This window comes from Aquamicrobium sp. (assembly GCF_023954335.1).
Classification (GTDB): Bacteria; Pseudomonadota; Alphaproteobacteria; order Rhizobiales; family Rhizobiaceae; genus Aerobium.
Genome location: NZ_JAMLIE010000003.1, coordinates 128,022 through 142,584, shown reverse-complemented (window position 1 = coordinate 142,584; position 14,563 = coordinate 128,022). Strand labels below are relative to the sequence as shown.

The 14,563-nt window shown below is 66.9% G+C and carries 17 protein-coding genes; 12 read left to right on the top strand and 5 right to left on the bottom strand.

Annotated features, from left to right (window positions below; genetic code table 11):
* Nucleotides 1-90 precede the first annotated feature (90 nt).
* Nucleotides 91-297, bottom strand: coding sequence for a hypothetical protein (locus M9945_RS18125; RefSeq protein WP_367945688.1), 207 nt, complete (start codon nt 295-297; stop codon nt 91-93).
* A gap of 389 nt (nt 298-686) precedes the next feature.
* Nucleotides 687-971 (bottom strand): PRC-barrel domain containing protein, encoded by a 285-nt coding sequence (locus M9945_RS18120; RefSeq protein WP_367929604.1) that lies wholly within the window; start codon nt 969-971, stop codon nt 687-689.
* 265 nt (nt 972-1,236) lie between these two features.
* Between M9945_RS18120 and M9945_RS18115 the strand changes: the two genes are divergently transcribed.
* Nucleotides 1,237-2,121, top strand: a complete 885-nt coding sequence (locus tag M9945_RS18115) for a hypothetical protein (RefSeq protein WP_367945687.1) — start codon at nt 1,237-1,239, stop codon at nt 2,119-2,121.
* Between the two features lie 112 nt (nt 2,122-2,233).
* Here M9945_RS18115 and M9945_RS18110 read toward each other — a convergent pair whose 3' ends face one another.
* From M9945_RS18110 to M9945_RS18100, 3 genes are all read right to left on the bottom strand, one after another.
* The gene (locus tag M9945_RS18110) at nt 2,234-2,527 is read right to left on the bottom strand and encodes a DUF982 domain-containing protein (RefSeq protein ID WP_367945686.1); all 294 of its coding nucleotides are present in this window, start codon (nt 2,525-2,527) and stop codon (nt 2,234-2,236) included.
* Nucleotides 2,528-2,599: 72 nt separating this feature from the next.
* Nucleotides 2,600-3,043 carry an HIT family protein gene (locus M9945_RS18105; protein ID WP_367945685.1) on the bottom strand — a complete coding sequence of 148 codons (444 nt, stop codon included), beginning with the start codon at nt 3,041-3,043 and terminating at the stop codon, nt 2,600-2,602.
* Nucleotides 3,044-3,099: 56 nt separating this feature from the next.
* Complete coding sequence (locus tag M9945_RS18100; protein ID WP_367929570.1) at nt 3,100-3,870, bottom strand: GntR family transcriptional regulator; 771 nt, start codon at nt 3,868-3,870, stop codon at nt 3,100-3,102.
* Nucleotides 3,871-4,150: 280 nt separating this feature from the next.
* On the opposite strand from M9945_RS18100, the gene M9945_RS18095 reads away from it, so the two are divergent.
* From M9945_RS18095 to M9945_RS18045, 11 genes are all read left to right on the top strand, one after another.
* A complete protein-coding gene (locus tag M9945_RS18095; protein ID WP_367929569.1) occupies nt 4,151-4,789 on the top strand; it encodes an isochorismatase family protein in 639 nt (212 codons plus the stop codon).
* Nucleotides 4,790-4,794: 5 nt separating this feature from the next.
* Nucleotides 4,795-5,724 carry a polysaccharide deacetylase family protein gene (locus M9945_RS18090; RefSeq protein WP_367929603.1) on the top strand — a complete coding sequence of 310 codons (930 nt, stop codon included), beginning with the start codon at nt 4,795-4,797 and terminating at the stop codon, nt 5,722-5,724.
* A complete protein-coding gene (locus M9945_RS18085; RefSeq protein ID WP_367929568.1) occupies nt 5,724-6,647 on the top strand; it encodes a polysaccharide deacetylase family protein in 924 nt (307 codons plus the stop codon). The genes M9945_RS18090 and M9945_RS18085 overlap by 1 nt, the downstream gene beginning before the upstream one ends.
* 71 nt (nt 6,648-6,718) lie before the next feature.
* Entirely contained in the window at nt 6,719-8,119 is a 1,401-nt protein-coding gene (leuC, locus tag M9945_RS18080; RefSeq protein ID WP_367929567.1) for a 3-isopropylmalate dehydratase large subunit, read from the top strand.
* Nucleotides 8,116-8,772, top strand: a complete 657-nt coding sequence (gene leuD, locus M9945_RS18075; protein WP_367929566.1) for a 3-isopropylmalate dehydratase small subunit — start codon at nt 8,116-8,118, stop codon at nt 8,770-8,772. The genes leuC and leuD overlap by 4 nt, the downstream gene beginning before the upstream one ends.
* Entirely contained in the window at nt 8,772-9,656 is an 885-nt protein-coding gene (locus tag M9945_RS18070; RefSeq protein ID WP_367929602.1) for an oxaloacetate decarboxylase, read from the top strand. The genes leuD and M9945_RS18070 overlap by 1 nt, the downstream gene beginning before the upstream one ends.
* Nucleotides 9,657-9,670: 14 nt before the next feature.
* Nucleotides 9,671-10,492, top strand: a complete 822-nt coding sequence (locus tag M9945_RS18065) for an ABC transporter permease (protein WP_367929565.1) — start codon at nt 9,671-9,673, stop codon at nt 10,490-10,492.
* Nucleotides 10,485-11,240, top strand: coding sequence for an ABC transporter permease (locus tag M9945_RS18060; RefSeq protein WP_367929564.1), 756 nt, complete (start codon nt 10,485-10,487; stop codon nt 11,238-11,240). The genes M9945_RS18065 and M9945_RS18060 overlap by 8 nt, the downstream gene beginning before the upstream one ends.
* Nucleotides 11,241-11,260: 20 nt before the next feature.
* The gene (locus M9945_RS18055) at nt 11,261-12,058 is read left to right on the top strand and encodes an ABC transporter ATP-binding protein (RefSeq protein ID WP_367929563.1); all 798 of its coding nucleotides are present in this window, start codon (nt 11,261-11,263) and stop codon (nt 12,056-12,058) included.
* Between the two features lie 35 nt (nt 12,059-12,093).
* Nucleotides 12,094-13,089 (top strand): ABC transporter substrate-binding protein, encoded by a 996-nt coding sequence (locus M9945_RS18050; RefSeq protein ID WP_367929562.1) that lies wholly within the window; start codon nt 12,094-12,096, stop codon nt 13,087-13,089.
* Between the two features lie 72 nt (nt 13,090-13,161).
* Complete coding sequence (locus M9945_RS18045; protein WP_367929561.1) at nt 13,162-14,559, top strand: FAD-dependent oxidoreductase; 1,398 nt, start codon at nt 13,162-13,164, stop codon at nt 14,557-14,559.
* The last annotated feature ends 4 nt before the right edge of the window (nt 14,560-14,563 follow it).

The window sequence follows — 14,563 nt, the reverse complement described above, 5'->3', positions numbered from 1 at the left end:
TGCCGGCAGCTATGGCAGCGCGCGTCGCGGGCAAGCGTGCAGCCGCATGACGGGCAGCGGATAACGGACATGGCTGACGCCCGCCCGCTGCTACAGCTTGACGCCGTTCATGCGCGACAGCAGCGTCTGCCTGTCCTCTATGGACTTGAGGCGGATGGTCATCGCCTCGCTCTTGACCGGCACCTGGGGCGGCAGGCTCACCTCGATCTCGGGGGCGTGCTCGGCCGCCCACTTCCTGAATCGGGGAAGCTTGTTCGGGCCGCTGATCGGGAAGGTGTAGCTGTACCTGAAAGTCATCCTTGCAATCCTTGACCGCATGGGCCGACGCCCCGGCGCAGTCGGGCTGCGGCCTGGCGAAGCGTCGGTGAAACTGAAGGGGAGAAGCGGGGCTTAACCTGGTGCCGCTCTTGCTCTCGCAGGTAGGGGCACCAGGCACTCAGCCGGGTTGGCTGCGCCTTTGGCGGTCAGGGCTTATGGCAAGAGTATTGCGCATGGCCGAGATGTCGGCCATCCGTTCGCGGTTGTCAAATCTCGGGGGATCGCCTTGACGGCGAAGCTGCGGGCCGGGCAGGACAGGCGCTCGTCTGCCGTTTCGTTGGCCGATGGGGGAAATCGGGAAAACCCCACCGTTCGCCTTGCCGCCACGCCCGATTGACGCGGCCCGCAGCTTTTCCGGCGCGCCGGAGCTAGTGCCGATGCTCGGGCATCGCCTTCAGCCGGTCCTTGGTCCAGTCGGTGACCGCGTGGACCTCGCCATCCTCGTCGCGCATGAAGTCGAGGTCGCCGGCGGACACGGCGACCGGCTTCGCGCCGATGCCGAGGAAGCCGCCGACGTCGATGACGATCTCGCTGCCGTGCATGTGCGAGATGGTGCCGATCTTGTTGTCGTCGACGTCATAGATCGTCGCGCCCTCGAGAACCGTGGGCGTGAGCTCATCGCTGGTAAGGCGAACGTGGTTGCTGTGGTCCATGGTGGCAATCTCCATCGTGTTGCTGATGAGCTTACCCAACTCCTCGCCTCCCCATCTGTTCCAAACCGGCGGCGCGGTTGTTCCGCGAGATGGCCCGGTCCCGATGCGAATATGGCGGAGCGATGAAGGAACTTTGGCAAGAATGGGGAGTTTGGTTCGACACAACGCTGGAGGCACACATGCACGGAATAATCTATCTCGTCGGTCTGGTGGTCGTTATCCTGGCTATCCTGTCCTTCTTCGGCCTGCGTTGAAGGAGGCAGGAATGGCACTGATCGAAGAAACTGTCGTCTCACCCGTCGGCGACGATGCCCGCTCCTATATCGACTGGCCGGCGATCTTTGCCGGCGCGGCGGTCGCCGCCGCGATCTCGCTGGTGCTGCTCACATTCGGCACCGCGCTCGGCCTGTCGTTGACGTCGGCCCATGAAGGGCAATCCGCGTCGCTGTTCTGGATCGCCATCGTCGGCGGGCTTTGGCTCCTGTGGGTGCAGGTCTCGGCGTCGATGGCCGGCGGATATCTCGCCGGACGCATGAGGCGCCGCCACGGCGACGCCACGGAATCGGAATCGGATCTCCGGGACGGCTCGCACGGGCTGGTGGTTTGGGCAGTCGCGACGCTCGCGGCGGCGGTGATCGCCTATTCCGGCGCGATGGGAACCGTCACCGCGGTCGGCCAAACGGCGGGCGCCGCGGCGTCGGCGGCGGGCAGCGCGGTTGCCCAGGCGGTCGACGTTCTCGATCCCAACGATCTCCTGATCGACCGCACGCTTAGGGGAACCCCGGGCGCGGCGTCGACCGACGAGGGAACGCGCAGCGAAGTCGGGCGCATCCTCCTTTCGGCGGCGACGTCGGACGAGGGCATGACGGATGCCGACCGCCAGTATCTGGTGGCGCTCGTGGCCCAGCGCGCCGGCATTGCGCCCGAGGAGGCCGAGCGGCGCATCGACGAGGTGGCCGCGCAGGCGGCCCAGTTCGAGCAGCAGGCACGCGAGGCCGCCGACCAGGCCCGCCGGACGGCGATGATCGCCGCATTCCTCGCTGCCGTCTCCCTGCTGGTCAGCGCCGCGGCTGCGTATTTCGCCGGCACGCTCGGCGGCAACCATCGCGACAAGCAGACCATGGTCGAAGGCTGGTATCGCCCCTGGTAACAGCGGTCCCTAAAATCGAAAGGCCGCCCCGGCTTCATCCGGGGCGGCCTTTCCTTTGGCTGGATCGTCAAAGTCGCGGGCCGCACGTCCGGCGCGGCATGCGAAAGAAAACTCAGTTCGAGGCGACCTCGCGCCCTTTCGGCATGTCGTAGCCGGGAACCGCGTCGAAGGTCGGCTCCAGCACGTTCATCAGCCGGGCGAAGGCGACGAAGGCGGCGCGCGCCTCCTCGACCGTCGCCTCGCCGGCATAGACGGCGAGGCACAGCCGGCGCACTTCCTCGCGCAGCGGGCCGCGCCGCGCCGGCGGCCATTCGTCGAGAAACTCGAGCAGATCCTCCACGGTGAACAGATCCCGGGGGTCGCGGGCGCATGTGAACACCGTGACCGGCAAACGCAATTTCGTCATCGCACTCCTCCCAGAGATACAGTGGAACCGAGTGTAACGTTCGAGGAGGCGATTGGTTGCGTTGGGTCGGGCTCAGCCTTGCAGTTTTTCGCGGATGCGGAGCGCGGTCTGCGCCATGACGTCGCCGGGCGGGCAGGGCGGGTTGCGGTAGGTGACCGCCTCCTCGACGATGTAGCGTCGCGAGGTCAGGTCGTCGGCCGCCACCAGCGGCACCACATGGGCATGGGCGTGGGCCACGTCCGTGCCGGTAAAGGCGAAGCCGACGCGCTCGACGCCGTAGATCGCCTTGAGCGCCCGCGCCACCCGCTGGCCCGTCGCCGCGACCTCGGCCAGAAGCCCGGCCGGCAAGGCATCGAAACAGGGATGATGCTCCTTCGGGATCACCTGCGTATGCCCGGGGCGGATCGGCGCGATGTCGAGGAAGGCGATGACGTGGTCGGTCTCGCAGACGATATGCGCGGGTATCTGCCTCGCGGCGATGCGGCAGAACAGGCAGGGCTGGGACGTGTCGCTCATCGCCCATTCCTACAACGGCGCCGCGATGCGGGAAAGCCTGCGCTCTCGACGCGCGCCTAGCGCGACAGCGTCATGCGGTACTCGAAGCGTTCGGAGGGATAGAGGATCTCGACGTGATCGATCGGCGTGTCCTTTTCGATGAAGAAGGTCCGCCGGATGCGTATCAGGGCGCTGCCGCTCGGGATGAGGAGGAGCGAGGATATGATGTTGTCCGCGAGCGTGGCGGAGATGCTCTGCTCCACCAGCGATATCTCGACGCCCGATTCCTTGATGATCTGGATCAGGGAGCGCTTCTCGAAATCCTCCCGGGTGATCGATCTGGCGATATCCGGGATGATGTAGGAGGTGGAAAGGGCCAGCGGCCGGCCGTCGTGGATGCGCAGCCGCACCGCCTTCTGCAGCTCCTGGTCGTGCGGCACCTTCAGCGTGTCGGCTATGTGGGACGGAGGGCGCACATACTGGAAGTCGACCACTTGGACGTCGGTCTTCGAGCCGATGGTCTCGAGGTTCGAGAGCAGCGTGTCGACGCCGGCCGTCAGCGGCGTGCCGCCGATCATGCCGAAGGTCTTGCCGGTGGCGACCGTGCCGCGCCCGCGCGAGCGCTCGACCAGCCCTTCGGCCGCGAGCTCGTCGAGCGCGCGCTTCACGGTGACGCGGCTGACGCCGTAGGATTTGACGAGATCGACCTCGGGCGGCAGCAGGTCGCCCGCGCTGTAGGCGCCGCTCGTCAGCTTGTCGCGCAGGATCACATAGAGCCGATGGTAGAGAGGCACCGGCGATTTCGAGCCGACGAAGGAACCGTCTGTGGGGGTGTTTCGCTCTGTCATTGCGGACTGCCTCTCGCGCACGCTGGATCAGGCGCGGGTTTGTGAAGGTCGCGCTCTGCCGGACATGACGCCCTTGAGAATCATGTCCGGAGCTGATGGTGCGAGTTTAGTAGCCGGATCGTGGTTGGCAACGAAGATTTTAATGTTGCATCAATAGGTCATTTTTGATAACTTTCTGCATGGGCTCACCGAAGGCGTCGGTCTGCGGTTCCTGGCCCGGCTTGGCGACTGTGCAGGAGGATTCGTGGAAACGTCGAACAAAACCGCTCGCGAACTGTTCATGGAAGTTCGGGCCAACCCGACCCGCAAGCGCTACGGCTTCGGCCGCAAGCCGATGCTGGTCAATATCGACCTCCAGAAGTCCTACACGGACACGGCGCAGTTCAAGACGGCCTACGAGACCGATCCGCGGCAGATCGAGTATGTGAACCAGCTCGCCGATCTCGCCCGCGGCCATGGCCTTCCGGTCGCGTGGACCTATGTCGCCTACATGGAATCCGGCGAGGATTGCGGCGTGTGGGGCACGCGCACCGACACGCCCGACTCGCTGCAGAACATCAAGGTCGGCTCCGTCCGCGCTGAGTTCGACGACCGCCTGAAGATCGACCGGGTGCGCGACATCGTCTACAACAAGCGCATGGCCTCGGCCTTCCACGACACCCACCTGCAATCGCTGATGGTCTGGCACCGCTGCGACACCGTCGTCGTCACCGGCGGCTCGACCTCCGGCTGCGTGCGCGCGACCGTGGTCGACGCCCTTTCCCGCGGCTACCGGGTGATCGTTCCGGAGGAATGCGTGGCCGACAAGCACGAGAGCCCGCATTTCGCCAATCTCTACGACATCGCGCTCAAGTATGGCGATGTCCTGCCGGTCGCCGAGGTCATCGACTACTACCGCAACTTCAGGAACGAGGCTTGATCCCCGTGGAGCAGCTTTCCGATCCCGGACTCTACGACTATCTGCCGTTCGACAGGCGGCCGGCGATCCGCTGGCCCAACGATGCGCGGATCGCCGTGTGGATCGCGCCGAACATCGAGTTCTACGAGTTCGAGCCGCCGGAGAACCCGAAGCGCAAGCCATGGGCGCGGCCGCTGCCCGACGTGCTGGCCTATTCCTATCGCGACTACGGCAACCGCGTCGGCATGCAGCGCATGATGGACGCGATGGACCGCACCGGCTTCCGCGGCTCGGTCTCGCTCAACGTGGCGCTGGCCGACCACCACCCCGAGATCATCGAGGAGGCGGCCCGGCGCAACTGGGAGTTCTATTCGCACGGCGTCTACAACACGCGCTACTGCTACGAGCTGACCGAGGAGCAGGAGCGCAAGCTGATCGAGGACTCGATCGAGACGATCAGGAAGCACACCGGCCAGAAGCTGGCCGGCTGGCTGGCGCCGGCGCTGTCGAGCAACATCTGGACCACCGACCTGCTGGCCGAATACGGCCTTCTCTACACCTGCGATCACTTCCACGACGACCAGCCGATGCCGGTGAACGTGCGCAAGGGCCGGCTGCTGAGCATGCCCTATTCGCTCGAGATGAACGACATCATCGTCTACAACGGCAGCCTCTACCCGCCGCGGCACTATGGCGAGATGATCAAGCGCCAGTTCGACCAGCTCTATCGCGACGGCGAGCGCAGCGGCACGGTGATGTGCATTCCCCTCCACCCGTTCCTCGTCGGGCAGCCGCACAGGATCGATTCCTTCGAGGAGGCGCTGCGGCACATCGCCGGCCACGACAAGGTCTGGCTCGCGACCGGACGCGAGATCGCCGAATATTATTTCGAGCACCACTACGAGACGATGAGCGCCGCGATCCGCGATTTCGCCGCCGAGGGGAGGGGCGCCTGATGCCGGTCTCCGACGATTATTTCGTGTATCCGAAGCGCGGCTACGGCATGGACCATGAGCGCTATGCGTGGTCGAACCTGTTCGAGCGCGGCCCCGTCGCGCTTCCCGGCAATGCGCGGGTGGCGCTGTGGGTGACGCCGCTTCTCGAGTGGTTTCCGCTGAACTCGCCGGCCAAGCCGTTCGTCGCCCCCGGCGGGCTGAGCATGCCGTATCCGGATTTCCGCCACTACACCAACCGCGACTACGGCAACCGCGTCGGCATCTTCCGCATCGTCGAGCTGCTTCGGGAGCTCAGCGTGAAGGGCTCCGCCTTTCTCAACGGCGCCATCGCCGAGCGCTACCCCTATGTCGTGCGCCATCTGGTGGATGCCGGCTTCGAGATCGCCGGCCACGGCCTCGACATGGGCCATGTCCATCACGGCGGGCTGAGCGAGGCCGACGAGGCCGCGCTGGTCGAGCGGGCGCTCGGGCTGCTGCGCTCGGTGTCGGGCCAGGAGGTGCGGGGCTGGCTGTCGCCGGGGCGCGCGCAGTCCTATCTCACGCCCGAGATCCTCGTGCGCAACGACATCGCCTATTGCTGCGACTGGGCCAATGACGACATGCCCTTCGAGATGAAGACGAAGGACGGCGATCTGCTGGCGATGCCCTATGCCTACGAGACAGACGATCGCGTCTGCCTGCACGACTACCATCACACCGACGCCGACTGGCTTGTCCAGTCGAAGGACCGTTTCGACTGCCTCTATCGCGAGGCGGCGGAGCGGGGTGGCCGGGTGATGAGCATACCGCTCCATGCCTGGGTGATGGGCGTGCCCTATCGCCTCGGCTATGTGCGGGAACTCCTCGAATACATTCTCTCGCATGAGGGCTTGTGGGTCGCGACTGGCGCCGAGATCGCCGATCTGGTGCGCAGGCAGCCGTAGCCCGAAACCGTAACGACTGGTCTGACACGATGCGTATGCTCGCAGGGGCAGGACGGGGCGCGCCCCGTTCGATGTTCCGGAAGATTTGGGACAGCCATGTGGTGGTGCCGCGCGAAAGCGGCCCGTCGCTGCTCTATATCGACCGCAACATGGTCCATGAAGGCTCGTTCCACGCCTTCGGCGAGATGGCGCGGCGCGGGCTGGCGATACGCTCGCCCGACCAGGTCTTCGGGGCGGCCGATCACTACGCGCCGACGACCGGGCGCCGCAAGGAAGACGCCGCGACGCCCGAGATCGCCGGCATGCTCGACCTGTTCGACGACAACATGCGACGCGGCGGCGTCCGCCATTTCGGCCTTGGCCATGCGCGCCAGGGCATCGTCCACGTCATCGGGCCCGAACTCGGCATCACGTTGCCGGGGCTGACGATCGTGTGCAGCGACAGCCACACCTCGACGCAAGGTGCGCTGGGCGCGCTCGCCTTCGGCATCGGGCAGTCCGAGAGCCTGCACGTGCTGGCGACCCAGACCTTGTGGCAGAGCCTGCCCAAGGTGATGCGCATCACGGTCGACGGCGCGCTCGGCGAGGGCGTCCATGCCAAGGACATCATCCTCGCGATCATCGGCAAGATCGGGGCGGGCGGGGCCACGGGCCATGCGATCGAATATGCCGGCTCGGCGATCCGCGCGCTGTCGATCGAGGGCCGGCTCACCATCTGCAACATGTCGATCGAGGCGGCCGCCCGCAGCGGCATGATCGCGCCGGACGACACGGTGTTCGACTACGTCCACGGCCGCCCCTTCGCGCCCGCCGGGCACCAGTGGGACGAGGCGCTGCGCCAGTGGCGCGCGCTGGCCAGCGATGACGGGGCGCCGTTCGACGCCGAGGTGCATCTCGACGCCGCCAAGCTCGCGCCGATGGTGACCTGGGGCACCAGCCCCGAGGACGTGCTGCCGATCACCGGCGCCGTGCCGGACCCGCAGGCCGAAGCCGGCGCGGACCGCCGCCGCAACATGGAGATGGCGCTCGACTATATGGGGCTCGCGCCCGGCCAGCGGCTGGACGGCCTGCCCGTCGATCGCGTCTTCATCGGATCGTGCACCAATGGCCGGATCGAGGACCTGCGGGTGGCCGCGCGCTATCTCGACGGGCGCAAGATCAGGGTCCCGGGCATCGTCGTGCCGGGGTCGACCGCGGTGAAGCACCAGGCGGAGGCCGCGGGCCTCGATACGATCTTCAGGAATGCCGGCTTCGAGTGGCGCGATTCGGGATGCTCGATGTGCTCGGCGATGAATGGCGACCTCGGCGCGCCGGGCGAGCGATGCGTCTCGACGTCGAACCGCAACTTCGTCGGCAGGCAGGGGCCGAAGGTACGCACGCATCTCGTCAGCCCGCTGATGGCCGCCGCCGCCGCCGTCAACGGCGCGCTGGTCGACGTGCGCCGCGAGATCGGCGCGAGGAGGGTGGCATGAAGGCGTTCACCCGCGCGACCTCGATCGCCGTGCCGATCGACGGGATCAACGTCAACACCGACCAGATCATCCCGGCGCGCTTCCTCAAGGCGAGCCGCGCCGCCGGCTATGGCGGGTTCCTGTTTCACGATCTGCGCTTCGACGGCGAGGGCGCGCCGCGGCCGGATTTCGTGCTCAACATGCCGGCCTTCCGGGACGGCCGCATCCTCGTCGTCGACGCCAATTACGGGTGCGGCTCGTCGCGCGAGGGGGCCGTCTACGCCCATCAGGATTACGGCATCGTCGCCATACTGGCTCCGAGCTTCGGCGACATATTCTACAACAACTGCCTGAAGAACGGGCTCGTTCCCGTGGTCCTCGACGGTGGCGTACTGGCCGAGACGCGCCGGCATCTCCACCTCAAGGGCGGCGAGATCACCGTCGATCTCGAAGCCCTGGAGGCGACCCTGCCGGACGGGGCCCGCCATCGCTTCGAGATCGAGCCGTTCTGGCGCGAATGCATATTGAAGGGGCTCGACGAGATCAGCCTCACCTCGACATACGAGCCGCAGATACGCGCCTTCGAGGACGCCTACCACGCGCAGGTGCCGTGGGTGAGGAAGCCCGAGGTCGATCTCGGGCGCGAAGGTCATGAAGACAGGAAGGTGCCTTGATGCGCAAGACCACGAGACTCCGCACTCTGATCGGCAAGGACAAGGGCGTCCTCATCCCGGGAGTCAGCGACGCCCTGTTCGCCCAGATCGTGGCGCGGCACGGCTATGACGCGCTCTACATGACCGGGGCGGGCACCTCGGCCACGCGCCTCGGCCGCCCGGACGTCGGTCTGCTGACGCTCGGCGAGATGGTCGACAACGCCTCGCGGATCGCCAATTCGGTCGACATTCCCCTGATCTCGGACGCGGACAACGGCTATGGCGGCCCGCTCAACGTGCGGCGCACGATCCAGGAGTTCGAACGCCACGGCATCGCTGGCGTCCACCTCGAGGACCAGGTGCTGCCGAAGCGCTGCGGGCATCTGGCCGGCAAGCAGCTCGTCAGCCGGGGGGACATGGTCGCCAAGCTGAAGGCGGCGACCGACGCGCGCCTCGACGACGACTTCGTCATCATCGCCCGCACCGACGCCATCGCCGTCGAAGGCTTCGACGCGGCCATCGAGCGCGCCGTCCTCTACCGGGAAGCGGGCGCGGACATGATCTTCGTGGAAGCGCCGTCCACGGCCCAGCTTCCCGAGATACCCCGGCTCATCGACGCGCCGCTGCTTTACAACATGGCGGCGAGCGGCAAGACACCGTTCCTGTCGCAGCGCGAGATCGCCGCGATGGGCTTCGATTTCATCATCTACCCCAACTGGATGATGCTCGCCGCGATCAAGGCGGCCGACAGCGTCGCCGCCCGGCTGCGGGCCAGCGGGGAGATCGCGACGATCGCCTCGGAGGTTCCGACCTTCCAGGAATTTTTCGATCTGGCGGGCATGCAGGAAATCAGGGAACTCGAGGAGCGATACGGCGTGCCGGAAGAAGGCCGCGCCGGCTACTGAGCGGAGGCAGGCGAATGACCGACCAAATGACCATAGAGCGAAAGGGCAGGCCAGGCCTCGCCGACAGGCTGCGCGCGCGGGGGCAGCGCGACGGCGGACTGCGCGACCTGATCGTCCCGTTCATCCTGCCGGCGCTCTTCGTCGCCATATGGCATGTCCTGTCGACCAACCCGGCGACGCGGAGCGACCTGCTTCCGACCCCGCTGACGGTCGCGGTCACCCTCTACAACGAGATCGTGCATGGCGGCCTCGTCTGGCACGTGACGGCCAGCCTGACGCGCGCCTTCGCCGGCTTCGCGCTCGCCTGCGCGATCGGCATCTCGCTCGGTCTGCTGATGAGCCAGTCGCGCATCGTGCGCGAGGTGCTGTCGGGTCCGGTCGAGGTCCTGCGCCCGATCTCGTCCATCGCCTGGATACCGCTGGCGATCCTCTGGTTCGGCATCGGCTTCAGCAGCGTCATCTTCGTCATCATGATCTCGTGTGTGTTCGTTATCCTTCTGAACACGCTGTCGGCCGGCATGAGCGTGCGCCGCGACCTCGTCGACGCCGCGCTCACCCTCGGCGCGACGAAGGCACAGATATTCCGCAAGGTGACGATCCCGGCGGCGCTGCCGGGCATCTTCCTCGGCATGCGCGTGGCGCTGACCGGCGCCTGGGGCGGCGTCCTCATCGCGGAGATGATCGCGACGCAGGAAGGGCTCGGCTATCTGGCTGTGCGCGCGCAGGCGAGCTTCCGTCCGGATCTGGTCATCGCCTGCATGATAGTCGTCGGCGTGGTCGGCTACGCGCTGAACATGCTCAGCGTCGCGCTCCAGCGGAGGCTTTTCCATGTCTAACCTCGCCCAGGGCCTTCGCGCCCCGCTCCTCGCGCTCGCCGGCATCCTGCTCCTGATCGTGCTGCCCTGGTGGCTGGCCGTGTCCGGCGGCATCCGGCCGGTGATCCTGCCGTCGCTGTCGGCCGTCTACAATTCGATGATCGAGATGATAGCCGACGGCACGCTGGCGCGCCACACCTGGACGAGCCTTGTGCGCGTCAATGTCGGCTTCGCGCTGGCGATCGTCACTGCGATCCCGCTCGGCATCCTTCTCGGCAGCATGCCGCGCCTCAACCGCGCTTTCGAGCCGATGATCGAGTCGTTCCGCTTCGTGATCCCGTTCTCGTGGATTCCGCTGGTGGTGCTGTGGTTCGGCACCAGCGAGGCCGGAAAGTACTTCCTGATCTGGTATGCCGGCTTCTTCATCCTGGTGCTGCCGACCATCGAGGCGGTCAAGACCGTCGATCCCGACTACGTCAAGGCCGCCCGCACGCTGGGGGCCGGGCGGGGCGTGATCTTCTTCAAGGTGCTGCTGCCGGCCATCCTGCTCGAGCTCGTCACAGCGCTGCGCGTGGCGTTCGCCATGTGCTGGATCGCCCTCCTGTCGGCCGAGCTCGTCGCCTCGCGCGGCGGCCTCGGCTACCTCATCCTCGATGCGCGCGAGGTGCTGGAAACCGATGTGGTCATCGTCGGCATGATCGTCATCGGCGTCATCGGCGCGCTCTACAACTGGGTGTTCCGCCTCATCGAACGCCGCTTCCACTTCTGACCGATTGTTCGGAGGATACGATGTCAACCAAGATTTCCGCATCCGGCGTCTCGAAGCGCTACGTCATTCGCCGCACGGGCAAGACCTTCCTCGCGCTCGACAACGTCAACCTCGACATCGAGGAAGGCGAGTTCCTCTGCATCGTCGGCCCGAGCGGCTGCGGCAAGAGCACCTTCCTGCAGATGGTGGCGGGGCTGGAGCCGGTCACGGACGGCTCGCTGCTGATCGACGGAAAGCCCGTCAGCGGCCCCGGCGCCGACCGCGGCATGGTGTTCCAGAGCTATGCCCTGTTCCCGTGGCGCACGGTCCTCGCCAACATCGAGTTCGGGCTCGAGATCAAGGGGATCCCGGCGGCGCGCAGGCGCGAGATCGCCATGAACGCGGCGCATTCGGTCGGCCTGCGCGGCTTCGAGCACTCGTATCCGCGCGAGCTGTCCGGCGGCATGAAGCAGCGCGTCGGCATCGCCCGCGCCCTCGCCAACGAGCCGTCGATCATCCTGATGGACGAGCCCTTCGCCGCGCTCGACGCGCAGACGCGCGAGATGCTCCAGGCCGAGCTGCTCTCGATCTGGCGCGAGCAGAAGCGCACCGTCCTGTTCATCACCCATTCCGTCCAGGAAGCGGTCTTCCTCGGCAGCCGCATCGCCATCATGTCGGCCCGGCCGGGGCACATCAAGAAGATCATCGACGTCGATCTTCCCTACCCGCGCGACATCACGTCCCCCGCCTTCGGCGCCCTCATGAAGCCCGTCTACGACGAGCTGAAGGAGGAAGTGCTGCGCGCGACAGAAGAAGCAAGCCGCCGCAACGCGGCCTGACCATCGCCCATCACCACCAGAGAGGAGTAGAATTCATGAAATCCGTCATCAACACCGTTCTCGCCGCCGCGGTCGCATGCGCCGCGGCGCTGGGCTCCACCGCCGCCTTCGCGCAGGACAAGACGATCCGCCTCGCGCTTCAGCCGGCGCCGATCCTCGGCTACTACGTCAAGGCGCGCAATCTGCTCGAGAAGCGCGGCATCAAGCCCGAATGGGCCGAGTTCCCGTTCTCGCCGCCGATCTTCGAATCGCTTGCCGCCGGGTCGACCGATGCCGCGCTCGTCGGCACCACTCCGCTTTTCAACGTCATCGGCAAGGACGACAACCTCTGGTACATCTATGACGAGCTGACCAACGCGTCGGGCGGCATCGTCAAGGCCAACAGCGACATCAAGGGCCCCGCCGACCTCAAGGGCAAGAAGATCGCCTTCCCGGGCAAGGCCTCGCAGATCTACTCGCAGTTCCTCGTCTATCTGGAGAATTCCGGCGTCAGCGAGTCCGACATGGACCTCATCCGCGTCAACGCCTCGGACATGAACGCGTTGTTCGCGCGCGACGAGATCGACGCCGCGCTGGCCTGGCCGCCCTTCACCACCGAGCCGGTGCGCACCGGCGAGGCGCGCAGCCTGTTCACCGCCGACGACGTCATGAAGATCAAGGGCGGTCACTGGATCGGTTCGGGCTGGGTCGTGCGGCCCGAATTCGCCGAGAACAACCGCGAGACGGTGATCGCGCTAATCGACGCCCTGCTCGAGGCCCGTCGTGCGCTCGACGAGAACCCCGACGACGTCTACGGCGTGCTCGCCGAGGCGACCGGCTACACGCCCGAGACGATCAAGTTCATGATCGAGAACAAGTATACCGGCCATTTCGACGGCGAGATGGTCGTTCCGGACGCCGAAGCCTTCAAGAGCGCCTACGAGATCTTCGACAAGCAGGGCGCGATCCAGTCGCCGGTGCCGCTCGGCCCGGTCCTCGACAAGATCGTCAAGCCGGAGTTCGCCAAAGAGGCCCTCGCCGCGCGCAAGTAGGGCGAAGCACCCCTGGGAGCGCCGCGCCGCGGCGCTCCCTTCCCAGGACACAGTTTGCAGCAGGGGAATGACATGCCGATAGAATCCGCCGACAAGGCCGTGTTCGAGTACAGCGTGCCGGTGATCGTCATCGGCGCGGGGGCCTGCGGCCTTTCGGCGGCTCTAGCCGCCGCGGGCGAGGGCGCGTCCGTGCTGGTCCTGGAGCGCGACGACGCGCCGACGGGCAGCACCTCGCTGTCGGCCGGCCTCATCCCCGGCGCGGGCACGTCGTTCCAGGCCGAGAAGAACGTCGAGGACGACGTCGAGACGTTCTTTGAGGACATCATGAAAAAGGCCAAGGGCAAGACCGACCCGGTCATGGCCCGCAGGGTCGCCGAGCAGTCCGGCCCGACCGTCGAGTGGCTTGCCGCCAGCGGCGTCCAGATGCATCTCGTCACGGATTTCCTGCTGCCCGGCCATTCGCGCCATCGCCTGCACGGGCCGCCGAACCAGACGGGTGTCGAGCTGGAGACGGCGCTGGTCAATGCCGTCAACGCCGCCGGCGTCGACATCATCACCTCGGCGACCGCCGAGACGCTCTATGCCGACGACGCGGGCCGCATCGTCGCGGTCGCCTTCCGGCGTCCGGACGGAACGCTGGAGACCGTCGGCTGCGACGCCGTCATCCTTGCCTGCAACGGCTTCGGCGGCAATCCCGAGCTGGTCGGCGAGTACATTCCGGAGATGCGGACCGCCGGCTTCTTCGGCCATGTCGGCAACAAGGGCGACGCGATCGTCTGGGGCCGCGCGCTCGGCGCCGGCATCGCCGACATGAATGCCTATCAGGGCCACGCCTCGGTCGCCGAGCCGCACGGCGTCCTGCTGACCTGGGCGGTCATCACCGAGGGCGGCTTTCAGGTGAATGTCGAGGGCAAGCGCTTCTCGAACGAGCTCAAGGGCTATTCGGAGCAGGCCGTCGAAGTGGTCGGCCAGCCGGGCGGCATCGCCTGGAACATCTATGACGAGCGCAGCGAGAAGCCGGCCTTCGCCTTCCAGGACTATCGCGACCTGCTGGAGAACGGCGCGGTCCGCACGGCCGCTTCCGTCGAGGAGCTCGCCGCGGCGACGGGCCTGCCGGCCGACGCGCTGGCGCGGACGATCGCCGAGGTCGAGGCCTTCGCCGACGGCAAGGCGCAGGACCCGCTCGGACGCGACTTCACCACGCATCCGAAGCTCGCCCCGCCCTACAAGGCCGCGCGCGTCACCGGCGGTCTGTTCCACACGCAGGGCGGCCTCGTCATCGACACGGATGCGCGGGTCCTGCGGGCGGACGGCTCGCCGCTGCCCAACCTCTTCGCAGGCGGCGGCGCGGCGCGCGGCATATCCGGGCCGAGCTCCTGGTATCTCGCCGGCAACGGGCTGGTCACCGCCGTGGTCTTCGGCCGGCTGGCCGGCCTTGCCGCCGCCGGCCTCGCCGGCGCCGCGGCCTGAGGCG